Source organism: Rhabdonatronobacter sediminivivens, from assembly GCF_013415485.1.
Classification (GTDB): Bacteria; Pseudomonadota; Alphaproteobacteria; order Rhodobacterales; family Rhodobacteraceae; genus Rhabdonatronobacter; species Rhabdonatronobacter sediminivivens.
Genome location: NZ_JACBXS010000014.1, coordinates 75,054 through 98,044 on the forward strand (window position 1 = coordinate 75,054; position 22,991 = coordinate 98,044).

Annotated in this window: 22 protein-coding genes; 5 read left to right on the forward strand and 17 right to left on the reverse strand. The window is 67.5% G+C overall.

Annotated features, from left to right (window positions below; all coding sequences use genetic code 11):
* Positions 1-43: 43 nt before the first annotated feature.
* The 8 genes from HUK65_RS08740 to HUK65_RS08775 all read right to left on the reverse strand — a co-directional run bounded on the left by HUK65_RS08740 (position 44) and on the right by HUK65_RS08775 (position 9,873).
* Positions 44-1,702, reverse strand: coding sequence for an amidohydrolase (locus tag HUK65_RS08740; protein ID WP_179905781.1), 1,659 nt, complete (start codon positions 1,700-1,702; stop codon positions 44-46).
* A gap of 178 nt (positions 1,703-1,880) precedes the next feature.
* Positions 1,881-2,672 carry a crotonase/enoyl-CoA hydratase family protein gene (locus HUK65_RS08745; protein ID WP_179905782.1) on the reverse strand — a complete coding sequence of 264 codons (792 nt, stop codon included), beginning with the start codon at positions 2,670-2,672 and terminating at the stop codon, positions 1,881-1,883.
* Positions 2,673-2,777: 105 nt separating this feature from the next.
* The gene (locus HUK65_RS08750) at positions 2,778-3,635 is read right to left on the reverse strand and encodes a hydroxymethylglutaryl-CoA lyase (protein WP_179905783.1); all 858 of its coding nucleotides are present in this window, start codon (positions 3,633-3,635) and stop codon (positions 2,778-2,780) included.
* A 3-nt stretch (positions 3,636-3,638) separates the two neighbouring features.
* Positions 3,639-4,289, reverse strand: a complete 651-nt coding sequence (locus tag HUK65_RS08755; RefSeq protein ID WP_179905784.1) for a glutathione S-transferase family protein — start codon at positions 4,287-4,289, stop codon at positions 3,639-3,641.
* Positions 4,286-6,250, reverse strand: a complete 1,965-nt coding sequence (locus HUK65_RS08760) for an acetyl-CoA carboxylase biotin carboxylase subunit (RefSeq protein WP_179905785.1) — start codon at positions 6,248-6,250, stop codon at positions 4,286-4,288. Before HUK65_RS08760 ends, HUK65_RS08755 begins: the two co-directional genes overlap by 4 nt.
* 127 nt (positions 6,251-6,377) lie before the next feature.
* Entirely contained in the window at positions 6,378-7,982 is a 1,605-nt protein-coding gene (locus HUK65_RS08765) for a carboxyl transferase domain-containing protein (protein ID WP_179905786.1), read from the reverse strand.
* 236 nt (positions 7,983-8,218) lie between these two features.
* Positions 8,219-8,713, reverse strand: a complete 495-nt coding sequence (locus tag HUK65_RS08770; RefSeq protein ID WP_179905787.1) for a lysozyme inhibitor LprI family protein — start codon at positions 8,711-8,713, stop codon at positions 8,219-8,221.
* Positions 8,710-9,873 (reverse strand): isovaleryl-CoA dehydrogenase, encoded by a 1,164-nt coding sequence (locus HUK65_RS08775; protein ID WP_179905788.1) that lies wholly within the window; start codon positions 9,871-9,873, stop codon positions 8,710-8,712. The genes HUK65_RS08770 and HUK65_RS08775 overlap by 4 nt, the downstream gene beginning before the upstream one ends.
* 139 nt (positions 9,874-10,012) lie before the next feature.
* Here HUK65_RS08775 and HUK65_RS08780 point away from each other — a divergent pair, with 139 nt between their 5' ends.
* From HUK65_RS08780 to HUK65_RS08795, 4 genes are all read left to right on the forward strand, one after another.
* Positions 10,013-10,603 (forward strand): nucleotidyltransferase family protein, encoded by a 591-nt coding sequence (locus tag HUK65_RS08780; protein WP_327787076.1) that lies wholly within the window; start codon positions 10,013-10,015, stop codon positions 10,601-10,603.
* An 89-nt stretch (positions 10,604-10,692) separates the two neighbouring features.
* On the forward strand, positions 10,693-11,607 hold the full coding sequence (locus HUK65_RS08785) for a DMT family transporter (RefSeq protein WP_179905789.1): 915 nt from the start codon (positions 10,693-10,695) through the stop codon (positions 11,605-11,607).
* Between the two features lie 27 nt (positions 11,608-11,634).
* Positions 11,635-12,300: an SOS response-associated peptidase gene (locus HUK65_RS08790; protein WP_179905790.1), complete on the forward strand. Its 666-nt coding sequence runs from the start codon at positions 11,635-11,637 to the stop codon at positions 12,298-12,300.
* Between the two features lie 65 nt (positions 12,301-12,365).
* Entirely contained in the window at positions 12,366-13,529 is a 1,164-nt protein-coding gene (locus HUK65_RS08795; RefSeq protein ID WP_179905791.1) for a M20 aminoacylase family protein, read from the forward strand.
* 279 nt (positions 13,530-13,808) lie between these two features.
* Here HUK65_RS08795 and rpoH read toward each other — a convergent pair whose 3' ends face one another.
* Entirely contained in the window at positions 13,809-14,705 is an 897-nt protein-coding gene (gene rpoH, locus HUK65_RS08800; protein WP_179905792.1) for an RNA polymerase sigma factor RpoH, read from the reverse strand.
* A 142-nt stretch (positions 14,706-14,847) separates the two neighbouring features.
* Positions 14,848-15,900, reverse strand: coding sequence for an RluA family pseudouridine synthase (locus HUK65_RS08805; protein ID WP_179905793.1), 1,053 nt, complete (start codon positions 15,898-15,900; stop codon positions 14,848-14,850).
* Between HUK65_RS08805 and HUK65_RS08810 the strand changes: the two genes are divergently transcribed.
* Positions 15,899-16,204, forward strand: a complete 306-nt coding sequence (locus tag HUK65_RS08810; protein ID WP_179905794.1) for a DUF6476 family protein — start codon at positions 15,899-15,901, stop codon at positions 16,202-16,204. The genes HUK65_RS08805 and HUK65_RS08810 overlap by 2 nt on opposite strands.
* 6 nt (positions 16,205-16,210) lie before the next feature.
* On the opposite strand, the gene HUK65_RS08815 is transcribed toward HUK65_RS08810, so the two are convergent.
* The 7 genes from HUK65_RS08815 to yajC all read right to left on the reverse strand — a co-directional run bounded on the left by HUK65_RS08815 (position 16,211) and on the right by yajC (position 22,668).
* Positions 16,211-16,960 carry a DUF4167 domain-containing protein gene (locus HUK65_RS08815; protein WP_179905795.1) on the reverse strand — a complete coding sequence of 250 codons (750 nt, stop codon included), beginning with the start codon at positions 16,958-16,960 and terminating at the stop codon, positions 16,211-16,213.
* A 209-nt stretch (positions 16,961-17,169) separates the two neighbouring features.
* Complete coding sequence (prmC, locus tag HUK65_RS08820; RefSeq protein ID WP_179905796.1) at positions 17,170-18,027, reverse strand: peptide chain release factor N(5)-glutamine methyltransferase; 858 nt, start codon at positions 18,025-18,027, stop codon at positions 17,170-17,172.
* Positions 18,024-19,079 (reverse strand): peptide chain release factor 1, encoded by a 1,056-nt coding sequence (prfA, locus tag HUK65_RS08825; protein WP_179905797.1) that lies wholly within the window; start codon positions 19,077-19,079, stop codon positions 18,024-18,026. Before prfA ends, prmC begins: the two co-directional genes overlap by 4 nt.
* Before the next feature lie 53 nt (positions 19,080-19,132).
* Positions 19,133-19,489 carry an Mth938-like domain-containing protein gene (locus HUK65_RS08830; protein WP_179905798.1) on the reverse strand — a complete coding sequence of 119 codons (357 nt, stop codon included), beginning with the start codon at positions 19,487-19,489 and terminating at the stop codon, positions 19,133-19,135.
* A complete protein-coding gene (gene secF / locus HUK65_RS18715; RefSeq protein ID WP_235441853.1) occupies positions 19,489-20,460 on the reverse strand; it encodes a protein translocase subunit SecF in 972 nt (323 codons plus the stop codon). Before secF ends, HUK65_RS08830 begins: the two co-directional genes overlap by 1 nt.
* 12 nt (positions 20,461-20,472) lie before the next feature.
* Positions 20,473-22,140, reverse strand: coding sequence for a protein translocase subunit SecD (gene secD, locus HUK65_RS18720; protein ID WP_235441854.1), 1,668 nt, complete (start codon positions 22,138-22,140; stop codon positions 20,473-20,475).
* A 207-nt stretch (positions 22,141-22,347) separates the two neighbouring features.
* A complete protein-coding gene (gene yajC / locus HUK65_RS08840) occupies positions 22,348-22,668 on the reverse strand; it encodes a preprotein translocase subunit YajC (protein ID WP_179905799.1) in 321 nt (106 codons plus the stop codon).
* Positions 22,669-22,991: the final 323 nt, after the last annotated feature.

Here is a 22,991-nt window from a genome sequence, read left to right on the forward strand (position 1 = left end):
CAGTTCACACCAGGATGCCCCCGGCGTGCAAGCCGAAGCTGCATCATGCGGCCGCTTCGTGGACCATGCGGCCGCCGGTGATGGTGCGGCGCACCTGCATGGCGGCAATGGCATGGGGGTCCGCAGCTTCGATATCGCCATCCAGAATAACCATGTCGGCCAGATATCCGACGCGCAGCATGCCCTTGCGGTCTTCGGTATGTTCGGCATAGGCGCCCCCGGTGGTGTAGCCCGCCAGCACCGCGTGCAGGTCCAGCCGCTCATCGGCGGCGCCCGCATAGGGCTGCCGGGTCAGCGCCACCTGCACCCCGCGCAGCGGGTTCACATCCGCCACCGGCCAGTCCGAGGCAAAGGCCAGCGCCAGCCCGGCCTCGGCCAGGGTGCGGCACAGATAGGCATCGCCCCAGCGTTCGCGGCCGATCATGTCCATGGTGGGTTGCAGCGGAAACTCGGGCGTGCCCGGCACATGCGAGGGCTGGACCGAGGCCACGATCCCCAACTCCGCCATGCGCGCGATATCGGCAGGCTCGATCAGTTCGATATGTTCGATCCGGTGGCGCACATCCTCCCGGCCATTGGCGGCGCGGGCGGCGGCATAGCCGTCGATCACCCGCCCCACGGCCCCGTCGCCGATGGCATGCACGGCGATCTGCAGGCCGCGCCGGTCGGCCTCGGTAGCAATCGCGGCAAAGGTTTCGGCATCGAACAAGGGCTCACCGCGCCAGCCGGGGCGGTCAGGGTAATCCTGTTTCATCACCGCCGTGCCGCTGTCGATCACCCCGTCCATGAACATCTTGACCATGCCGCTGGCCAGCCAGTCATCGGCGTGATCGGCGGTCATGCGGCTGGCGATTTCCAGCGCCTCCAGGCTGCGGTGATTGCGGTAGTGGAAGGGCACCCGCACCCGCGCCGTCAGACGCCCCTGGGCGCGCAACTCGGCCAGCACCCGCAGCGTATAGGGGTTGCCATCCATATTGACGATGCTGGTGATGCCATATCGCGCACAATGCGCCAGGCCCCGCGCCATTGTTTCCACATCGGCGGCGAATTGTTCGGGCGTGGGGGCGGGGTCCGGGTCCTCGCCCGTGGCGATCCCGGCCATGCAGCGATCCTCGCCCGACAGCGCCAGCACCGGCGCCTTGGCCTCGAACTCACGCAGCTCGCCCGTGGCCAGGCCATCGGCACCCATGACAATCTCATTGCCCGGGCTGAGCGCGCGCCCCTCCAGGATCCCGGCCGCCCGCAGCGCCGCCGTATTCGCCCAGGCGGTATGGTGGTCCGAGGCCACCAGCACCAGCGGCCGGTCCGGCAGCACCGCATCCAGATCGGCGCGGGTGGTGGGGTGGCCCACCATGTCGTATTCGGCCCCCTGCGCGATGATCAGCGGCAGATGCGGATGGCGGGCGGCATAGTCGCGGACGGCCTCGGTCAGCGGCGCGGCGCCTTCGATGCCATGCACGGGCAGATGCAGCAGTTCCGCCCCGCCCATGAACAGATGCATATGGCTTTCGATGAACCCCGGCAGCACCGTGGCACCCCCGGCATCGATCACCTGCGTATCCGGGGTCGCCAAAGCCTCGGCCGAGGCATCGAGCGCCTGCACCCGCCCGTCCCTCACCGCAACGGCATGGGCCCGCGGGCGGTCAGGGTCCATGGTCAGCACCCGCGCATTGCGGATCAACATATCGGCGCCTGCGGACATGATGCGGCGTCCTTTCCCTGTGGGTTCGGGCAGGTTGGCTCCGGCCCGTCAGAATTTGATCAAATCATGTCCGCCTCGCGCCCGGATGTCCAGCCCCAATTGCACGGTTTTCGCGCCAGCCCCCGCCCGGTCGCCAAAAGGGGCTGAAAATCAGGCACCTGCCGGGAATGGGACGCCCCTACCCCCGGTCGGCCCAGTCCGGTTTGCGGCGCTCGAAAAACGCGGCAATGCCCTCGGCGGCCTCGGCGCTTTCCCAGCGCGCCACCAGTTCGGCGATGGAATGCTCGACCGCCTCCGGGCCGATCCGGGACCCCAGTTGCTGCGCCAGGGCCTTGGCCTGGGCCACGGCGCCGGGGGCACAGGCCAGATAGGGCGCGACCTCGGCCTCGACCGCCGCATCCAGATCGTCAGGGACCACGGCGCGCGCCAGAAGCCCCAGCGTCACCGCTTCCGCAGCCCCGAATACCCGCGCCGACATGAAGACCCGCCGCGCCATGGCCTCGCCCATACGGGCCAGAACATAGGGGCCGATGGTGGCGGGGATCAACCCCAGCCGGGTCTCGGTCAGGCCGAACTTCGCACCATCGACCCCGATCGCCACGTCACACACCGCCATCATGCCGATGCCGCCGCCAAAGGCCTGCCCCTGTATCCGCCCGATCAAAGGCTTCGGCAACCGATTAAGCGCACCCAGCATATCGGCCAGGCGGCGGGCCTCGGCGGCGCGCGCCGGACCATCGGCGGCCATCTGATCGCGCATCCAGCCCAGATCGCCCCCGGCGCAGAAACTGGCCCCCGCGCCGGTCAGAACCACCACGCGGATAGCGTCATCGCCCGCAATCTGACCCGCCACCTGCGTCAGTTCCGCAATCATCTGCGCCGACAGGGCATTATGCTTTTCCGGGCGGTTCAGCGTCAGAACGGCCACGCCGCGGGCGTCTACCGTCAACTCCAGTGTCTCAAAACGCATGACATGTTCCAATTCGCGTCTCCATTGCCCATGACAGACCAAAGCGCCCGGAGCGCGCGGGGTGGGTGGGTGGGCGTGCGCTCCGGGCGCTTCTGCGGCCAGCCATCATGGCGCCCCCGCCCGCATGGCCCGCGCCATGGCCGCGGCTTCGGCCAGAACGCTGTGATCCAGCCCCGTATCATGGCCCAGTTCTGCCATGCGCGCCGCCAGCGCCTCGGTCGCCACATTTCCCGCAGCCCCCGGCGCATAGGGGCACCCCCCCAACCCGCCCACGGCGGCATCGAACACCCGCACCCCCAACTCCAGCGAGGCTTCGACATTCACCAGCGCCCGCCCGGCGGTGTCATGGTAATGCCCCGCCAGCCGCTCGGAGGGCACCTCCTCCAGAACGGCGCGCAGCATGGCGGCGATCCGCTCCGGCGTGCCCTGCCCGATGGTGTCGCCCAGGCTGATCTCGTAGCAGCCCATGTCCCGCAGCCGCGCCACCACCGCCGCCACCGCCCCCGGCGCCACCGGCCCGTCATAGGGGCAGTCGCTGACGCAGGACACATACCCGCGCACCGGCACGCCATCGGCCCGCGCAGCCTCGGCCACCGGGGCGAACCGCTCCAGGCTCTCGGCGATCGAGCAATTCAGATTGGCCCGCGAGAACCCTTCGGACGCCGCGCCAAAGATCGCCACCTCATCCGCCCCCGCCGCCCGTGCGCGTTGGTATCCCTTCATGTTCGGCGTCAGCGCCGCATAGCGCACGCCCGGCGCGCGGCGAATGCCGGCCAGCACCGCATCCGAATCCGCCATCTGCGGCACCCATTTCGGGCTGACAAAGCTTGCAACCTCGATCCGCCGAAACCCGGCGCGGCTGAGGCATTCCACCAGCGCAACCTTCTGTTCCGTGGGGATCAGGCGCTTTTCGTTCTGCAACCCGTCGCGCGGGCCAACCTCGAATATCTCAACCTCGGCCATGGCCTAACCCTCCGGCGGGGAATAGAAATCACGGGTGTATATCTGCGCGGGCCCGTCGCGCTCCAGCGCGCGCTGGAACGCGGGCCGCGCCGCGATCCGCTCCAGATACGCCTGCGCACCGGGGATGTCCCCCAGATCCACGAACCGCTGACCAATCACAAACCCATAGCCCACCGCCACATCCGCGGCGCTGAACCGCTCCAGCAACCAGCCATCGCCCGCCTGCGCCGCCGCAGCCTGCAGGCAGATCGCCAGCCGCCGCGCCTCCAGCCGCATCACCGTGGGCGAGCGCATCCAGTCCTCGCGCAGGACAATATGCTGCTGGGTCAGATTGGCCAGATGCGCACCGATGGTTTCGGCAAAATGCAGCCATTGCAGCCAGGCAGCCCGCTCTGCATCCCCCGGGCCCGGCGCCAGGTCCGGGGCGCGGGTTTCCACCAGAAGCTGCAGGATCGCGCCGCTTTCAAACAGCGCTTGCCCGTCAATCTCGGCCGCAGGGACCCGTCCTGCGGGCGAGCGCGCCAGATGCTCCGCTGCCCGCAAGGACCCGTCCAGGAACGAACACGGGATCACCTGATACGCGGCCCCCATCTCCTCCAGCAGCCACAAGACCCGAAAGGACCGTGATTGCGGCACATGCCACAGCCGGATCATGGCGCCTCTGCCTCGGGCTCCAGCCGGATCAGAGGCGCCCCGGCCTCGACCTGCGCCCCGTCCGCAACCAGGATCTCGGCCACGGTGCCATCGCGCCCGGCGATCAACGTGTGCTCCATCTTCATCGCCTCCAGCACGCACAGCCGGTCGCCCGCAGCAACCACGGCGCCGGGGGTCACAAAGACGGCCTTGACCAGCCCGGGCATGGGGCTGAGGGTCACATCCACGCCGCCCGCCGCCCCGGCCGCCCGCTGCAACGGGTCTAGAGCCGTGAATGACACCGCACCCCGGCCATCCGGGGCAAAGACATGGATCGCCCCGTCCGCCTGAACCACTGGCAGGGGCGCAAACCCTGCCACCGCCCAGCCGCGCGCGCCCCGTTGCGCGGCAAATGCGCCCGCGCCCAGCGTGACCTGCGCCGCATCCGGCCCGGTGACCTCGACCAGCGCCTGCACCGTATCCCCCCCCGCAGGCGCCAGCTCGATGCGTCGACGCAGCGGTGACCACAGGGCAAACCCGGTCAGCGGGCCTTGCGGCAGATCCGCCGACGCCAGCACCGCCGTCACCGCAATGGCCTGCGCCAGAGCATCGTCGCTGGCAGGCGGCGCGGTCAGCATGTCGATGTCACGCTCGATCAGCCCGGTATCCACCTGCCCCGCAGCAAACCCCTCATGCCGCGCCAGCCGCGACAGAAAGGCGATGTTGGTCACCGTCCCGGCCACACGGGTTTCCTCCAGCGCGCGGGCCAGCTGGTTCAACGCCGATGCGCGCGTGGGGCCATGGACGATCACCTTGGCGATCATCGGGTCATACCAGGGGCTGATCACATCACCCTCGCGCACCCCGGTATCGGCGCGCGCGCCCTCGGGGAATGCCAGATGCGCAAGCCGCCCGGTCGCGGGAAGGAAGCCCGCGGGGACGTCCTCGGCATAAAGCCGCGCTTCGAAGGCGTGGCCGCGGATGGAGAGATCCTCCTGCCGCGCGGGCAAAGGCTCCCCGGCGGCGACGCGCAACTGCCATTCCACCAGATCGACGCCGGTGATCGCCTCGGTCACCGGGTGTTCGACCTGCAGGCGGGTGTTCATCTCCATGAACCAGAACCCATCCGGGCGCAGGCCGCGGCTGCCATCGACGATGAACTCCACCGTCCCCGCACCCTTGTAGCCGATGGCCTGTGCGGCCCGCACCGCCGCCTGCCCCATGGCGGCGCGCATCTCGGGCGTCATGCCGGGGGCGGGGGCTTCCTCGATCACCTTCTGGTGGCGGCGCTGCAACGAGCAATCGCGTTCGAACAGATGGACGGCGTCTTCGCCATCGCCAAAGACCTGAACCTCGATATGACGCGGCTGCTGGATGAATTTCTCGATCAGCACGGCGTCATTGCCGAATGCGGTGGCGGCCTCGCCCTTGGCGCTGTCCAGAGCGGCGTCGAAATCCTGCGGGCGCAGGACCTTGCGCATCCCCTTGCCGCCGCCGCCCGCCACCGCCTTGATCAGGACCGGGTAGCCGATGGCATCGGCGGCGCCGGACAGATGCTCGGGGTCCTGGTTGTCACCGTGGTAGCCGGGCACCACCGGCACACCCGCATCGGTCATCAGCGCCTTGGCGGCATCCTTCAACCCCATGGCGCGGATGGCCCGGCCCGAGGGGCCGATGAAGGTCAGGCCCGCTGCCTCCACCGCCTCGACGAAATCGGGGTTTTCGGACAGGAACCCATAGCCGGGATGGATCGCTTGCGCGCCGGTTTCCAGTGCCGCCCGGATGATGGCATCGCCCCTCAGATAACTGTCGCGCGGGGCCGGACCGCCGATAAGGACGGCATGGTCGGCCAGTTCTACATGCAGTGCGCCAGCGTCCGCTTCGGAATAGACCGCCACGGTGCGCACGCCCATTGACCGGGCGGTGCGCATGATCCGGACGGCGATTTCGCCGCGATTGGCTATGAGAATTGTATGGAACATGGGTCAGGTCTTTCTGGCTGGTGCCGGGGGGCCAGCCCCCCGGACCCCCCGGGATATTTCTGCAAGGATGAAGAAGATGCGGGCTTCATCTTGCGAAAAATATTCCCGCCGGAGGCATGAATCTGTGCTACATGCGGAAAACACCGAAGCGTGTATCCGGGATCGGAGCGTTGAGGGCGGCGGACAGGGACAGGGCCAGAACCTCACGCGAACGGCGGGGGTCGATGATGCCGTCATCCCAGAGCCGCGCGCTGGCGTAGAGCGGGTGGGACTGATGCTCGAACATCTCGATGGTGGGGCGCTTGAAGTCTTCCTCGTCCTCGGCGCTCCAGTCCTGGCCTGCGCGCTGCATCGCGTCGCGCTTGACGGTTGCCAGCACGCCTGCGGCCTGCGCCCCGCCCATCACGGATATGCGGCTGTTGGGCCAGGTCCAGAGGAACCGGGGCGAATAGGCGCGCCCGGCCATGCCGTAATTGCCCGCGCCGAAGCTGCCGCCCACGAGCATGGTGATCTTTGGCACTGCGGTGGTGGCCACGGCCGTCACCATCTTGGCGCCATGGCGCGCGATGCCTTCGTTCTCATACTTCCGGCCGACCATGAAGCCGGTGATGTTCTGCAGGAATACCAGAGGGATATGGCGCTGGCTGCAGAGTTCAATGAAATGCGCGCCCTTGACCGCGCTTTCGCTGAACAGCACGCCGTTATTGGCGACAATCCCCACCGGGCAGCCCATCACATGGGCGAAGCCCGTGACCAGGGTTTCGCCGAACCGGGGTTTGAATTCGTCAAAGCGCGAGCCGTCCACCACGCGGGCGATCACCTCGCGGATGTCATAGGGGGTGCGCAGGTCGGCGGGGACGGCGCCGAGGATCTCATCGGGGTCATAGGCCGGATCTTCGGGGGGTTGCCATTGCACGCTGCCCGGTCTGCGGCGGTTGAGCTGCGCCACCGCCCGGCGCGCCAGCGCGAGGGCGTGGGCGTCATCTTCGGCAAGGTAATCCGCCACGCCGGACAGGCGCGTGTGCACGTCGCCGCCGCCCAGATCCTCGGCGCTGACCACCTCGCCCGTCGCCGCCTTGACCAGCGGCGGACCGGCGAGGAAGATCGTCCCCTGATCGCGCACGATGATGGTCACGTCCGACATGGCGGGCACATAGGCGCCGCCTGCGGTGCAGCTGCCCATGACCACGGCGATCTGGGGGATGCCCTTCGCGCTCATCTGCGCCTGGTTGTAGAAGATGCGGCCGAAATGGTCGCGGTCGGGGAAGACCTGGTCCTGCTGCGGCAGGTTGGCGCCGCCCGAATCCACCAGATAGAGGCAGGGCAGATGGTTGGCCTCGGCGATCTCCTGCGCGCGGAGGTGCTTCTTCACCGTCATGGGGAAATAGGTGCCGCCCTTCACGGTGGCGTCGTTGCAGACGACCATGCACTCCTGCCCATGGATGCGGCCAATGCCCGCGATCACCCCGGCGCAGGGAGCCGCATCATCATACATGCCATGCGCTGCGGTGGCGCCGATTTCCAGAAACGGGCTGCCCGGATCCAGCAGGTTGGCGACGCGCTCGCGCGGGGGCATCTTGCCGCGGGCGCGGTGGCGGTCGCGCGCGGCCTTGCCGCCCCCTTCGGCGGCCTGCGCGGCAGCCTGGGCGATTTCGTCCAGCGCGGCAAGATGGGCCGCGCGGTTGGCGCGGAACTGGTCCGAGCCGGTCAGGATGGAACTTGGCAGCTTCATTCGGTAAAATCCTGTTTCACAGTGGTTTTCCGTCGATCATACCGGCATGCGCGGGGGCTTGGGCACGCCTGACAGCAGGTCGCCGCGCAATCTCCGAGTGACACATAAGCCTCACCCTACAACCTGTTGCTTCCAAACGAAAATCTGAATGCGCGCGCGATGAGCACCTGAAGCCGCGCCCGGTCAAGGCAATGATGCGTCGCATGTCTTCCCCCCCTTTGTGATGCCGCCGCCCGTCAGTGCTGGCCTTCACGCTTGTTGCGCAGGAACAGCGCATGTTGTGCGGTGCGCTGCAGCAGGCAGCCGATCGCCGCCGGGCTGGCGCCGGTGCCACCTTGCCAACGGCTGGCCTCGAAGGCGCAGGCACTATCGCGCAGACGGATCCATGCGCGCTGCATGTCCCGCAGATACCCGGCCTGCACGGCCAGATGCGCGGGCAGATCGGCGTCCGAGGCCTCCAGCTCTGCCATCAGCCCGCGGTATTCGGTGTTGAGCAGACCGTCCCACCAGCCAAGTTCGGCATCGAGACAGGCGCCCATCTGCACGGTGGAATGCCCTTGCGGGGAGTCCTCCATGCATCTGTTTGCAGCCTGACCGATGCAGCCCGGCGCCGCCTGCTCTGGCCCTGCTGCGTCAACACAAGCCTGCACGATGGACAGGTCGATCAGAAGATCGGCCAGCGCCGGGGATGGGGCAGCCAGGGCCAGAGCAAGCGCCCCGGCGCGGATCATCCCATAGCCCCCATCAACTCGCGCCCCACCAGCATGCGGCGGATTTCCGAGGTGCCCGCGCCGATCTCCATCAGCTTTGCATCCCGGAACAGGCGACTGACCGCGCTGTCATTCATGAAGCCCGCCCCGCCCATGGCCTGCACGGCCTGATGCGCCTGCACCATGGCCTGTTCGCTGGCATAGAGCACGCATGCGGCGGCGTCCTGGCGCGTCACGGTCCCGCGGTCGCAGGCTTTCGCCACCTCATAGACATAGGCGCGGGCCGAATTCATCGCCGTGTACATATCCGCGATCTTGCCCTGCATGAGCTGAAAATTCCCAATGGACTGACCGAATTGCTGGCGCTCCTTCATGTAGGGCATGATCTCGTCCAGGCAGGCCGCCATGATCCCGGTGCCAATCCCCGAAAGCACCACGCGTTCATAATCCAGCCCGGACATGAGCACCCTTACCCCGCGCCCTTCCTCTCCCAGCACGTTGTCGAAAGGGACTTCCACATCCTGGAACACCAGTTCGGCGGTGTTGGAGCCGCGCATCCCCAGCTTGTCAAAATGTGGGCTGGTGGAAAACCCGGCCATGGATTTTTCGATCAGGAAGGCGGTGATGCCCTTTGACCCGGCCTCCGGGTCGGTCTTGGCATAGACCACCAGCACATCGGCATCGGGGCCGTTGGTAATCCAGTATTTGGTGCCGTTGAGCACATAGCGGTCATTCTTCTTGTCCGCGCGCAGCTTCATGCCCACCACATCCGAACCGGCGCCGGCCTCGGACATGGCCAGCGCGCCGACATGTTCGCCCGAAACCAGCCTGGGCAGGTATTTCTCCTGCTGTTCGGGGCTGCCATTCAGCTTGATCTGGTTCACGCACAGGTTGGAATGCGCCCCATAGGACAACGAGACCGAGGCCGAGGCGCGGGCGATTTCCTCAACCGCGATGACATGCGCCAGATAGCCCATATCGGCGCCGCCGAACCCTTCAGGGACGGTGATGCCCAGAAGGCCCAGCTCGCCCAGCTCGCGCCACAGTTCATGGGGAAAGACATTGTCACGGTCGATCTGCGCGGCCATGGGCTTGACGCGTTCCTGCGCCCAGCGGTGGACCATATCGCGCAGGGCATTGATGTCTTCGCCAAGATCGAAGCTCATGGACGCCGTGAACATCGGCGCTTCCTCCCATTATTGAACGACTGTTCAATAAAATACTCCGGTCCCTGAGTCGGGTCAAATGAAAATGCAGGCGGCTGGCGGGATGGGCCGTGCCGGGCTAGGATGCTGCGAAACAACGACACGGAGGAGCGCGGTGCACCCGTTCGCCATTGTGCTGCCTGCGGCCGGGACCTCCAGCCGCATGGGCGGGGCCGACAAGCTGCTGGAGCCGGTGGACGCGGTTCCGCTGCTGCAGGTCATGGCCGGGCGGGCCTGTGCGACGGGTGCGGCGGTGGCGGTGACCCTGCGCCCCGGCGATACCGCGCGCGCCACCGTGCTGGAGGGGCTGCCCCTGAGCGTGATCGCGGTGCCCGATGCGGGTGAGGGGATGGCGGCCTCGCTCCGTGCGGGGGCCCGATGGGCCACGGGCCGGGCCGGGGCGCTGATGGTGCTGCTGCCGGACATGCCCGGGATCACCAGCGCTGACATGACCGCGCTTTTTGCTGCATGGCAGGACAACCCCGAACGCCCCCTGCGCGCCGCCACCGCCGATGGCCAGCCCGGGCATCCGGTGATCCTGCCCCCTGCGCGCTGGCCCGCCATGGCGCGGCTGCAGGGCGACGCGGGTGCGCGGGACCTTGTCACCGACGCTGGGCTGCACCCCCTGCCCGGCCAGCGCGCCGTGACCGATCTGGATACGCCGACCGCCTGGGCCGCCTGGCGCGCAGGGCATGCCGCAAACTAGGGCATCCGCCCGCTTGACCCGCCCGGAAAACAGGCATACCCCGCGTGCTGCTGCCTGCAGACCCGCACCCGATTGTCCGAGCGCCCCCAATGCCCACGCATCCGACCCTTGGAAACTGGATCGCCCTGATCACGCTGGGGCTGCTGTGGGGGGCAAGTTTTCTGGGCGTGGCGCTGGCGCTGCAGGCGTTTGGGCCGCTGACCGTTGCAGCGGGGCGGATCACGCTGGCGCTGGTCGCACTGGTGGCGGTGGCGCTGGTGCTGCGCCTGCGGCTTCCCGGGCTGCGGGCCCCGCAGGAACGCCGGATCTGGGGCTTCGCCCTTGCCATGGGGCTGCTGAGCAACGCCTTGCCGTTCTTCCTGCTGGCCTGGGCGCAACAACATGTGACCTCGGGGTTTGCGGGGGTGTCCATGGCGGCGATTCCGCTGTTTGTCATGGGGCTGGCGCACTTCCTGATCCCGGGCGAGGCGATGACCCGGCTGAAGGTCGCAGGCTTTGCCCTGGGGCTGATCGGGGTGATGGTGCTGATCGGCCCCGGCGCCTTGGCCCGCAGCGGGGCCGCAGCCGAACCCCTGGCGCGGGTGTTGTGCTTTGCCGCCGCCGCCAGTTACGCCTGCGGGGCCATTGTCACCCGCCGCTGCCCGCAAGTGCATCCGCTGGCTTTCAGCGTGATCGCCCTGCTGGCGGCCAGCGCGATGATCCTGCCGGTGGCGCTCTGGGTCGAAGGCGTGCCCGCCCTGCCCGCCGAGGCGACGCCCCTGCTGGCGCTGGTCTATCTGGGCCTCGGCTCTACCGCGGCGGCAACGCTGCTGCTGGTGGGCGTGATCCGCAGCGCGGGGCCAAGTTTCCTGTCACAGGTAAATTACCACGTTCCCGTCTGGTCGGTGCTGCTGGGCGCGGTGGTGCTGGGCGAAGTTCTGCCGCCGCAGTTCCTGCTGGCGGCGGGGTTGATCCTTGGCGGGTTGGCGCTCAGCCGGTTCCGCGGGCGCAGGGCACTGGCCTGAGCGCGCAGGCTGCGCTATTTTCACCCCATGTGCGGACGCTTTGCCATCACCCTGCCCGATGACGCCATGGCCCGGGCCTTTGACGCCCGCCCGGCCAATGACCTGCCGCCTGTGCCGCGCTTCAACATCTGCCCCACCCAACCGGTGGCCAGCGTGATCAGCTGCGAGGGCCAGCGCCATCTGGGCCCGATGCGCTGGGGATTTCTGCCGCATTGGTACCGCACCCCCACCGATGGCCCGCTGCTGATCAATGCGCGCGCCGAAACCATCGCTGAAAAACCCGCCTTTCGCGCCGCCGTGCGCGCCCGGCGCTGCATCATCCCGGCCAGCGGCTTCTACGAATGGACCAAGGACGCCGCCGGAAACCGCCTGCCCTGGTATATCCGCCCCACGCAGGCCGATCTGATGGCCTTTGCCGGGGTCTGGCAGGTCTGGGAGCAGGGCGGCGAACGCCATGTGACCTGCGCCATTGTCACCTGCCCCGCCAATGCCGCGCTTGCGCATATCCACCACCGGATGCCCGTGATTCTGGCCCCCGATGACTGGGCGCTCTGGCTGGGTGAGGCCGGGCACGGCGCCGCAACGCTGATGCGCCCGGCGCCCGATGCGGCGCTGACGGCACACCGGGTGGGCACTGCCGTCAACTCCAACAAGGCCTCGGGCGCCGCGCTGACCGAACCGTTGCACGCCTGACCCCCTTGCCGCCGCCCGGGATTCGGGCCAGTTTACATGTGAATTATCCTCAGGGAGTCCCAGAGATGCCGATCAAGAACCGCTTCGCCGAATTGCTGCCCGAAATCACCGAATGGCGCCGTGACCTGCACGCCCACCCCGAAATCCTGTTCGACTGCCACCGCACCGCGGGCGTCGTGGCGGAAAAGCTGCGCGCCTTTGGCTGCGACGAGGTGGTCGAGGGGATCGGCCGCACCGGCGTGGTGGGCGTGATCAAGGGGAAAGCCACCGGCTCGGGCAAGGTGATCGGGCTGCGCGCGGATATGGACGCGCTGCCGATCCATGAGGCGACGGGGGTGGAGCATGCCTCGAAAACCCCCGGCGCGATGCATGCCTGCGGCCATGACGGGCATACGGCCATGCTGCTGGGCGCGGCGAAATACCTGGCCGAGACGCGCAATTTCGACGGCACGGTGGTGGTGATCTTCCAGCCCGCCGAGGAAGGCGGCGGTGGAGGCAAGGAGATGTGCGACGACGGGATGATGGCCCGCTGGGGCATCCAGGAGGTTTACGGGATGCACAACTGGCCCGGCCGCCCCGCCGGCAGCTTTGCCATCCGCGAAGGCGCGTTCTTTGCCGCCACCGACCAGTTCGTGATCGACCTGGAGGGGCGCGGCGGGCATGCTGCGAAGCCCCATGACTGCATCGACACCACGGTGGTCGCCGCGCAACTGGTGGTGGCGCTGCAGACCATCGCCAGCCGCAATGTGGACCCCACGAAACAGCTTGTGGTCTCGGTCTGCACATTCCGCACCGAATCCGAGGCGTTCAACGTGATCCCGCAGAAGGTGCGGCTGAAGGGGACCGTGCGGACGCTGGACGCGGATGTGCGCGACCTGGCCGAGACCCGGATCAAGGCGCTGACCGAAGGATTGGCGGCCAGTTTCGGCGCGACGGCCAGCATTGACTACATGCGCGGCTATCCGGTGATGGTGAACACGCCTGAGCAGACCGAGTTCGCCGCCGATGTGGCCCGGGCCGTGGGGGGCGGTTGCGAAGAGGCGCCGCTGGTCATGGGGGGCGAGGATTTCGCCTATATGCTGGAGGAGCGCCCCGGCGCCTATATCCTGGTGGGCAATGGCGACACCGCGAATGTCCATCACCCGGCCTATGATTTCAACGACGAGATCATTCCTGCCGGATGTTCCTGGTGGGCCGAGATCGCCGAGCGCCGGATGCCGGCGGCGTGATGGCCCTCTGATCTTGTCAAACGGAGCCCGCGCAAGCGCGGGCAAGCCTTCTGGCACTGCGTGCGGTTGAGGGGGCCTTTCGGCCCCCTCGCCAGCCCCGGAGGCTGGCTCACCCCCCGGGGTGGTTCCGGGAATGACCGGGGGAGCGGCAGGGTATGCGGTATGGCATCCCACCATCGGTGCCTGACGCATGATATGGCGCGATTGCGCGAGGGCATGCGGCGGACGGGCATCGCGGCCATTGCAGCCTTTGGTGGTGCCCCTTGACGCGGGAAGCTGTCAGGCGGCGGGCATGGACATGCCCTTTTCACGCGCAAGCGTGCGCATGCGGGACTGCAGTTTTTCGAAGGCGCGCACCTCGATCTGGCGGATGCGTTCGCGGCTGACGTCATACTGGCCCGAGAGCTCCTCAAGCGTGACGGCGTCATCCACCAGGCGGCGCTGGGTGAGGATGTCCTTTTCGCGGTCGTTGAGGACGTCCATGGCCTCGATCAGCAGTTCGCGGCGCAGTTCGAGTTCATCGCGTTCGGCGTAATCCTTGGCCTGGTCGGCGCTTTCGTCTTCCAGCCAGTCCTGCCAGGACCCGGTGCCGTCTTCGGACCCGATGGTGGCGTTGAGCGAGGCATCCCCCCCCGACAGGCGGCGGTTCATGGCGATGACCTCATCCTCGGAGACGTTGAGGTCATGGGCGATGCGGGCCACGTTTTCGGGACGCATGTCCCCGTCTTCCAGCGCGCCGATCCTGGACTTGGCCTTGCGCAGGTTGAAGAACAGTTTCTTCTGGGCGCTGGTGGTGCCCAGTTTCACCAGTGACCAGGACCGCAGGATGTATTCCTGGATGGAGGCACGGATCCACCACATGGCATAGGTGGCCAGGCGGAAGCCCTTCTCGGGGTCAAACCGCTTGACCGCCTGCATCAGGCCGACATTGGCCTCGGAGATCACCTCGGCCTGCGGGAGGCCATAGCCGCGATACCCCATGGCGATCTTGGCGGCCAGGCGCAGGTGGCTGGTCACCAGTTGATGGGCGGCATCAGTGTCCTGGTGGTCCACCCAGCGTTTGGCGAGCATGTATTCCTGCTCAGGCTCCAGCATGGGGAAGCGGCGGATTTCCTGAAGATACCGGTTCAGCCCCTGTTCGGGGGAAGGCGCCGGAAGGTTGGCGTAGTCGCTCATGAATGCACCTCATTGTTCCGGGCCGCCATGCCTGCCTGAAGCTTCAGCGCAGGATGGGGCGAAGGTCTTTACAAAAGGTTACGCGCGAAGGCGCGCTGCGTTCCAGCAGGTTTCAATAGTGTCACGCGCATGTGCGTGGCTGTTACCCTTGAATATGGGGGGCGGTGTGCAGAAGGTCCAGAAGCGCGCGCAAATCCGGCGGGGGCGGCGCGGAAAAGCGCAGGTCCTGGCCAGTGACCGGGTGCCGGAAGCCGAGGCTTTCGGCATGAAGCGCCTGGCGGGGGAAAGCTGCCACGGCTTCGGATGCCTCCACGGACAGCGCGCGGGCGGCCAGGCGGCGGCGGCCGCAGTAAACCGGATCGCCCACCAGCCCGTGCCCGGCATGGGCCATGTGGACGCGAATCTGATGGGTGCGCCCGGTTTCCAGCCAGCATTCCACCAGCGCCAGCTGCGCGGGCGTGCCGAAGCGTTCCAGCACACGGGCGCGCGTGACCGCGTGGCGCCCGCCGGACCAGACCACGGCCTGACGTTGGCGGTCCGTGCGGTGGCGGGACAGCTGGCTGGTGATCTTCATGATGTTGCCGGGTTCGAAGCTGACCCCGCGCGTTCCGCGCAGGCGCGGATCGGCGGCATCGGGCATGCCATGGACCAGCGCCAGATAGCGGCGTTCGACCGTATGGGCTTCGAACTGGGCGGCAAGGCCGTGATGGGCACGGTCGGATTTCGCCACCACCAGCAACCCCGATGTGTCCTTGTCGATCCGGTGCACGATCCCGGGGCGGCGTTCGCCCCCCACCCCGGACAGCCGGTCGCCGCAATGGTGCAGCAGCGCGTTGACCAGCGTGCTGTCGGGCGAGCCGGGTGCAGGATGGACCACCATGCCCGCAGGCTTGTGCAGCACGATCAGGTCATCATCCTCAAAGCACACATCCAGCGCGATGGGCTGGGCGGGGGTTTCGGGGGGTGCTGCGGGGGGCAGGTGGATTTCGATCTGATCGCCCTCGGCCACACTGGCGCGGGGGGAGTCCAGCACCTGCCCGGCGCGCTGCACCGCACCTTCGGCGATCAGCCGCGCAAGACGTGAGCGCGACAGGGCCGCTGCCTCTGGCACATCGCGGGCCAGCGCCTTATCAAGGCGCGCAGGCGGGTTGGGTCCGATCCGCACACTCACCCGCTCTGTCAGGTTGCCGTTCATGACCGATCCTCAAGATGCCCCGCCGCCGCCGGAACTGCGCTTTCTGAAGCTGCTGGTCACCACATTGACCGCCGTGCTGATCATCGGGCTGGTGGCGATCCTGTCGCTTCTGGCGATCCGGCTGGCAACACCCCCGCCGCAGGTTTCGCTGGAACTGCCCGCGGCGATCACCCTGCCCGATGGCGCCGAGGCGCAGGCCGTGACCCTGGCCGCCGACTGGGTGATCATCCTGACCACGGGCGATGAGGTCCTGCTGTTCGACCGCGCCAGCGGGGCGCTGGCAAACCGCCTGCCCCTGCACTGAGCGCGCTCAGCCGGTGGCAGATTTCGGCGTGTCGTTGCCCCCGGTTTCCGCGGTTTCCTTGTCGGCAGCCTTGCGGGTGGTGGCCCGCGGCTTGCGCACGGCGCGCTTGCGCGGGGCGGGGGCGTCTTCGCCGCTGGCCTCTTCGGCGGGCTGTTCTGCGGCCGGTTCGGCCTTCTTTGCCGCGCTTGCCCGTGGTTTGCGGGTATTGCGGGGTTTCGGGGCCTCGGGCTGCGCTTCGGCATCAGATGCGGCATGCTGGGACGTGCCGCGCGATTCGGGGGTTTCGACCAGGATGGACTGATCATCGCTGCCGCCGGAGGGGTCGCCCAGAACCTCGGAGGATGCCGGTTGCGGTTCGGGGCGGGGGTCAGCCTCGGCGGCGCGGGTACGCTCACGCTGCTGCTGATCGCGCTGTTGTTGCTCGCGCTGTTGCTGCTGGTCGCGTTGCTGCTGGTCGCGTTGCTGCTGCTGTTCGTGCTGCTGGCGGCGGGCGTCGGCCTCGGCCTGGGCTTCGCGCTGCGCTTCAGCCAGCATGCGCGTGTAGTGTTCGGCGTGCTGGAGGAAGTTCTCGGCGGCCACGCGATCATTCGACAGTTGCGCATCCCGCGCCAGAAGAAGGTATTTGTCGATGATCTGCTGGGGGGTGCCGCGCACCTTGCCCTCGGGGCCTGACGAATCGAAAACCCGATTCACGACATTGCCCAGTGGCCTGTGACGGTTCTGCTTCGTCCGCGAACGCTGCTTGGATGATCTCATGCTGTATGTATTCCGGCTTATTGATGCCTGTAACCGGCAGCCCGTTTCACATGATGAACGGCTGACTTGCCGAACGTCTGAAGCAGACTTTGCTGGGCTTGCCGAGCGGGGACACCGGTTGCGTGTACGCCGCGCTGACACTGACTTGCCATGAGACTTAGTTCGAAACAACCCCAAAAACAGGGGCAAGGCGTCGAATGGCAGGAATATCACACCGAAGCCGGTCCTGGCCGGGTTGCGCGCACCACCCGGTCGCGGCCGTCCATGTCAGGCAGGACCTGGATATGGTGCAGCCCGGCCTGGGCCATCAGCGCGCCAACCGCGCGGCCCTGCGACGCTCCGATTTCGACCATCAGCGCGCCGCCGAAGCTCAGATGGTCCGGGGCGGCACCGATGATCTTGCGATAGGCGGCCAGCCCGCTGCCGTCATCCCCTTCGGGCACCAGCGCGGCGCGGGGCTCCCAGTCGCGCACCTCGGGGGACAGGGACGGGATTTCACCTGCACCGATGTAGGGCGGGTTGGACAGGATCAGATCAAACCGTTCGGGGATGGCTGCAAACCAGTCGCTGTGGCGGAACTCGGCCCGGTCGGCCAGCCCCAGCGCCTGGGCATTGCGCTGCGCCACGCCCAGCGCCGCGGGCGACAGATCCACGCCCAGACCGCGCGCCTGAGGGCGCTCGGCAAGCACGGTGAGCAGGATCGCCCCCGACCCGGTGCCCAGGTCCAGCGCGGTGGCGAAAGGCTGCTTCAGCGCGGCGGCGATCAGGGTTTCGGTTTCCGGTCTGGGGTCCAGAACATCCGCGGTGACGGCGAAATTCCGCCCCCAGAACAGGCGCTTGCCGGTGATCTGTGAAAGCGGCTGGCGCGCGGCGCGGGCGGTGACGGCGGCCTGGAAAAGCGCCTGTGCCGCCGTGGGCACCGGGTCGGCCAGATGCAGGGTCAGCCGGTCGGCGCCGATCCCCAGCGCATGGGCCAGAAGCAGGCGCGCATCACGGACGGGGTCTGCCACCCCGGCGGCGCGCAGGCGCGCCACGGCACCGAGCAGCAGGTCGGCGGTGCGGCTCATCCCTCCATCGCGGCCAGTTTCTCCGCCTGCTCGGCTGCGCTCAGGGCGTCGATGACCTCGTCCAGATCGCCCTGCAACACCTGATCCAGCTTGTAGAGCGTCAGGTTGATCCGGTGATCCGTCACGCGGCCTTGCGGAAAGTTGTAGGTGCGGATGCGTTCCGACCGATCGCCCGAGCCAAGCTGCGCGCGGCGGGCATCGGCGCGGCTGTCGGCCTGGCGGCGGCGCTCCATGTCAAAGAGCCGCGCGCGCAGGACCTCCAGCGCGATGGCGCGGTTCTGATGCTGGGATTTCTCGGAACTGGTAACCACGATCCCGCTGGGAACATGGGTGATCCGCACCGCCGAATCGGTGGTGTTGACATGCTGCCCCCCGGCCCCGCTGGCGCGCATGGTCTCGATCCGCAGGTCAGAGGGGTCGATGGCGATCTCCACCGCTTCGGCCTCAGGCAGGACGGCCACGGTGGCGGCCGAGGTGTGGATGCGCCCGCCCGATTCGGTGACCGGCACGCGCTGGACCCGATGCACGCCGGATTCGAATTTCAGCCGGGCAAAGACGCCTTCACCGGCAATGCGCATCACCGCCTCGCGCAGCCCGCCCAGTTCGGTCTGCGCCATGGTGATGATGCTGACCTGCCAGCCGCGGGAGTCCGCGTAGCGCTGATACATGCGCAGCAGGTCGGCGGCGAACAGGCTCGCTTCCTCGCCCCCCGTGCCGGGGCGGATTTCGACAATGGCGGGGCGGGCATCGGCGGCGTCACGCGGGATCAGGGCCAGACGCAGGGCGGCCTCATGCGCGGGCAGATCCTCGCGCAGGCGGGTCAGCTCCTCGGCGGCCAGATCGCGCATTTCGGGGTCATCGAGCAGGGCCTCGGCCTCGGCCCTGGCCTGCAGGGCGGCGCGGTAGGCCCGGATTTCTTCCACCACCGGGCGCAGCTCACCATGTTCGCGGCCCAGGGCGGCCAGATCCTCGGGCGCGGCGCCAGCGGACAGGCGCGCCTCGATATATTCGAAGCGCTGCAGGATCTGATCAAGGGTTGCGTCGGCCAGCATGGGCTTCCTTTGGCGCCCGCCTGCGCCGGGGTCAAGCCCCCTGGCCGGGGTGCTCAGTCCACCGGCATCAATGCCAGCGCGATCCGGCGGCCCTCGGACAGCAGCACGTTATAGGTCCGGCAGGCGGCGGGCGAGGACATGACCTCAACCCCCAGCCCGGCCCCCTCCAGCGCGTCGCGCAGATCGGCGGGGATATGCGCGATCTCGGCCCCGGTGCCGACAAACAGCACATCCACCTGCCCGGCCAGCGCCAGCAGCGCATCCGCGTCACCATAGCCGCCCCAGTCAGCGACGATCCCCGGCGCGATCAGCAACGGCCCGGCATGGGCCTGCCCGCCGATGCGAAAGAAACCGGGGCCATAGCCTTCAACCGGTTGCGCCGCGCCGAAATCAACCTCGGACAGTCGCATCAGCCCTCCTTGACGCCGAACTGCGCCCCGGCCTTGTCGGCAGCGTTCTTCGACCAGTCACGCTTGACCCCCAGCCGGAGCATCATGGCAGCCCCCACGAAGATCGAGGAATAGGTGCCCACGATCACGCCCCAGATCATGGCAAAGACAAAGCCGCGGATCACATCGCCCCCCAGCACAAAGAGCGAGATCAGCGCCAGAAGCGTGGTCACACTGGTCATGACCGTGCGCGACAGCGTCTCGTTGATCGAGATGTTCAGAACTTCTTTCAAGGGGCGCTTCTTGTACTTGATCAGGTTCTCGCGGACCCGGTCGAACACCACCACCGTGTCATTGAGCGAATAGCCCACAATGGTCAGGATGGCCGCGATGATCGCCAAGTCAAAGCGGATCTGCAGCACGGCGAACAACCCGATGGTCAGCACCACATCATGAACCAGCGCCGCCACCGCGCCCACGGAAAACTGCCATTCGAACCGCAGCCAGATGTAGAACAGCACCGCCGCCAGCGCCAATGTCACCGCGATGATGGCCGATTGCACCAGCTCGCCCGAGACCTTTGGCCCCACGGATTCCACCGCGGCGAAGCTCAGGGTCGGGTCTACCTGCTGGAGCGCGGACAGCACCGTGTCCAGTTGCGCGGGCGTGACCGATTCCGTGCCCTCCTGCGCCTGGATGCGGATCATGGCCACGTTGCGGTCAGCCCCGAAGGCGGGGTCAAAGACCTCGGTGATGGCGACATCGCCGAAATTGAGCGGGGTCATCGCGTCACGATAGGCACCGATATCCACCGGCTGCGTGGCCTCGGTCCGGATGGAGGTGCCGCCGCGGAAGTCGATACCGAAGTTCAGGCCCATGATCGCAAAGGCCACGACAGAAAGAACCATGGCCACGATCGACGTGCCAAAGGTCAGCCGGTAATGGCGGAAGAAGTCGATGCTGGTCTGGTCGGGGACGAGTTTCAGTCGCATGGCGCTCTCTCCTCAGGCCAGAAGCGTCTTGGGGCGGGCGCGCTCGAAATAGATCACCACCATCAGCCGGGTGACAAAGAGCGCCGTGAAGACCGAGGTGATGATCCCCAGCCCCAGCGTGACCGCAAAGCCCCGCACCGGGCCAGAGCCCATGGCAAAGAGGATCAGCGCGGTGATCAGCGTGGTGATATTGGCGTCCAGAATGGCCGACAGCGCCTTTTCATAGCCCTGCTGGATGGCCCGCGCGGGGCCCTTGGCGGTGCGCATTTCCTCGCGTATTCGCTCGAAGATCAGCACCGTGGCATCCACCGCCATGCCGATGGTCAGCACGATCCCGGCGATCCCCGGCAGGGTCAGCGTGGCACCGATGGCCGAGAGCAGCGCGAAGATCATGCTGACATTCAGAAGCAGCGCGATATTGGCGATCACACCGAAACCGCCATAGGTCAGAAGCATGAACAGCAGCACCGCGGCAAAGGCCACCATGGCGGCGGTCCGGCCCGCGTCGATGCTGTCCTGACCCAGTTCGGGGCCGACGGTGCGTTCTTCAAGGAAATCCATCTCGGCGGGCAGCGCACCGGATCGCAGCAGAACGGCCAGTTGCGTGGTCTCCTCGACCGTGAAGCGGCCGGTGATGATCCCCGCCCCGCCCGAGATATGGGCCTGGATCACCGGGGCCGAGATCACCTCACCATCCAGCACGATGGCGAAGGGGTTGCCGATATTGGCCGCCGTATACTGGCCGAAGGCACGCCCCCCGGCGGGGTTGAAGCGGAAATTCACCGCCGGTCGGTTGTTCTGATCAAAGGCGGGCTGGGCATCCACCAGTTGATCGCCGGTGACCACGGGCTGCTGTTCCAGGATGTAGTAGCGCCCCGGCTCGTCCAGGGACGGATGGATCAACTGGCGCGGCTCAGGTGCCTGATCGCCGTCCGAGGTGGTGCCGATCACCGGGTGAAAGGTCAGCCGCGCGGTGGTGCCGATCAGATCCTTCAATTCGCCCGCGGACCCGATACCCGGCACCTGGATCAGGATGCGGTCGGCGCCCTGGCGCTGGATGGTCGGCTCACGGGTGCCGGCCTCATCCACGCGGCGGCGGATGATTTCCAGCGACTGGCGCATGGTGCGCTCATCGGTGGCCTGGCGTTCAGCATCGGACAGGGTGACGATGATCTCGGCCCCGTCGACACGGACATCCAGGTCGCGCGCGGTGCCGAAGCCGGTGACGGTCTGGGTGGGCTGGGACAGATCGCGCACGATCTGGGCGGCACGTCCCACGGCATCGGTGTTGGACACCTGCACCCGCAACTCGCCCGGCTCGGAGGGAATACGCCGCACATTGCCGACGGTTTCGCGTTCATCGCGCAGGGCGTCGCGAACATCGGGCCACATGCCGTCAATGCGGTCGGCATAGACATCGCTGACCCGCACCTCGGCCAGCAGATGCGCACCGCCGCGCAGGTCCAGGCCCAGATTGACCAGTGCTGAGGGAAGGAAATCCGGCCAGAGCGCCAGTTCATCGGCCACCTGATCGGGGGTTGCCATTCCGGCCTCGACCGCGGCGCGCGCGTCGTTATGGCGTTCAACCCGATCATAGAACAGGTTCGGCATCGAAAACAGAATGCCCAGGGCGCAGACGCCCCAGATCATGATGCGCTTCCAGAGCGGAATTTGCAGCATGGTGCGGATTACCCCCGTCGCGGCGCCGGGCGGAAGCGGCCCGGCCTGACCGCATATATGAATTCTGGCACGGAGCCCTCAAGCCCCATACCGCAAATGGCGCTCACGCCTGCGTCATGTCCAGGCCGCGCCACGGATGCCGACGCGGCCCCGGGCCGGGCGCGCCGGACCGGTTGGCAGGCAACCGGCGGCGCGCGGCCCGTGGCGTCATTCCTTGGCGGGTTCGGTCTTGGACGTCACGCTCTGGATGGTGTGCTTGATGACCCGCACACGCACGCCTTCGGAGAGTTCGACCTCGATCTCGCCATCTTCCTTGACCTTGGTGACCTTGCCCACCAGACCACCGGCAGTGATCACCTGATCACCGCGCCGCAGGGCCTCGACCATGGCGCGGTGTTCCTTCATCTTCTTCTGCTGGGGACGGATCAGCAGGAAGTACATGATCGCGAAGATCAGGATGAAGGGCAGAATGGAAACCAGCGCACCGCCGGCACCGGCGTCCTGGGCATAAGCAGGGGAAACGAACATCAAGGCTCCTGTCATTTGGCGGCGCAGGCCCGTTCGGACCGGCAGTCTTGTCGATTTGGGAAAACCGGGAGGGCCCGGGTCCGATTGCGGCGCACCCTATCCGCGAGATTTGCGCAATGCAAGGCAACCCGAAGGCCCGCCAGCATTGCATCCGCGTTGTCAGCGCCCGATGATCCCCCGTGCATCCCCCGGGAACGGGGCACTCCCGCCCGTCGGGATGCATCAGAGATGCACCCTCCCGTTGGGCCGGGCCGCGCGCAAAGCGCGCGGCCCGGCCCCACCCCCGGGGGCGCCCCGCGCCGCGGGGGGGGCGGCCGGGGGGG

What these genes read in the sequence shown, in the direction of transcription:
- HUK65_RS08740 (WP_179905781.1), bottom strand. Translation starts at nt 1,702, where the DNA reads ATGTCCGCAGGCGCCGATATGTTGATCCGCAATGCGCGGGTGCTGACC.
- yajC (WP_179905799.1), bottom strand. Translation starts at nt 22,668, where the DNA reads ATGTTCGTTTCCCCTGCTTATGCCCAGGACGCCGGTGCCGGCGGTGCG.
- secD (WP_235441854.1), bottom strand. Translation starts at nt 22,140, where the DNA reads ATGCTGCAAATTCCGCTCTGGAAGCGCATCATGATCTGGGGCGTCTGC.
- HUK65_RS08790 (WP_179905790.1), top strand. Translation starts at nt 11,635, where the DNA reads ATGTGCGGACGCTTTGCCATCACCCTGCCCGATGACGCCATGGCCCGG.
- HUK65_RS08750 (WP_179905783.1), bottom strand. Translation starts at nt 3,635, where the DNA reads ATGGCCGAGGTTGAGATATTCGAGGTTGGCCCGCGCGACGGGTTGCAG.
- HUK65_RS08795 (WP_179905791.1), top strand. Translation starts at nt 12,366, where the DNA reads ATGCCGATCAAGAACCGCTTCGCCGAATTGCTGCCCGAAATCACCGAA.
- HUK65_RS08785 (WP_179905789.1), top strand. Translation starts at nt 10,693, where the DNA reads ATGCCCACGCATCCGACCCTTGGAAACTGGATCGCCCTGATCACGCTG.
- prmC (WP_179905796.1), bottom strand. Translation starts at nt 18,027, where the DNA reads ATGAGCCGCACCGCCGACCTGCTGCTCGGTGCCGTGGCGCGCCTGCGC.
- rpoH (WP_179905792.1), bottom strand. Translation starts at nt 14,705, where the DNA reads ATGAGCGACTACGCCAACCTTCCGGCGCCTTCCCCCGAACAGGGGCTG.
- HUK65_RS08815 (WP_179905795.1), bottom strand. Translation starts at nt 16,960, where the DNA reads ATGAGATCATCCAAGCAGCGTTCGCGGACGAAGCAGAACCGTCACAGG.
- HUK65_RS08770 (WP_179905787.1), bottom strand. Translation starts at nt 8,713, where the DNA reads ATGATCCGCGCCGGGGCGCTTGCTCTGGCCCTGGCTGCCCCATCCCCG.
- HUK65_RS08805 (WP_179905793.1), bottom strand. Translation starts at nt 15,900, where the DNA reads ATGAACGGCAACCTGACAGAGCGGGTGAGTGTGCGGATCGGACCCAAC.
- HUK65_RS08745 (WP_179905782.1), bottom strand. Translation starts at nt 2,672, where the DNA reads ATGCGTTTTGAGACACTGGAGTTGACGGTAGACGCCCGCGGCGTGGCC.
- HUK65_RS08755 (WP_179905784.1), bottom strand. Translation starts at nt 4,289, where the DNA reads ATGATCCGGCTGTGGCATGTGCCGCAATCACGGTCCTTTCGGGTCTTG.
- secF (WP_235441853.1), bottom strand. Translation starts at nt 20,460, where the DNA reads ATGCGACTGAAACTCGTCCCCGACCAGACCAGCATCGACTTCTTCCGC.
- prfA (WP_179905797.1), bottom strand. Translation starts at nt 19,079, where the DNA reads ATGCTGGCCGACGCAACCCTTGATCAGATCCTGCAGCGCTTCGAATAT.
- HUK65_RS08760 (WP_179905785.1), bottom strand. Translation starts at nt 6,250, where the DNA reads ATGTTCCATACAATTCTCATAGCCAATCGCGGCGAAATCGCCGTCCGG.
- HUK65_RS08765 (WP_179905786.1), bottom strand. Translation starts at nt 7,982, where the DNA reads ATGAAGCTGCCAAGTTCCATCCTGACCGGCTCGGACCAGTTCCGCGCC.
- HUK65_RS08810 (WP_179905794.1), top strand. Translation starts at nt 15,899, where the DNA reads ATGACCGATCCTCAAGATGCCCCGCCGCCGCCGGAACTGCGCTTTCTG.
- HUK65_RS08775 (WP_179905788.1), bottom strand. Translation starts at nt 9,873, where the DNA reads ATGTTCACGGCGTCCATGAGCTTCGATCTTGGCGAAGACATCAATGCC.
- HUK65_RS08830 (WP_179905798.1), bottom strand. Translation starts at nt 19,489, where the DNA reads ATGCGACTGTCCGAGGTTGATTTCGGCGCGGCGCAACCGGTTGAAGGC.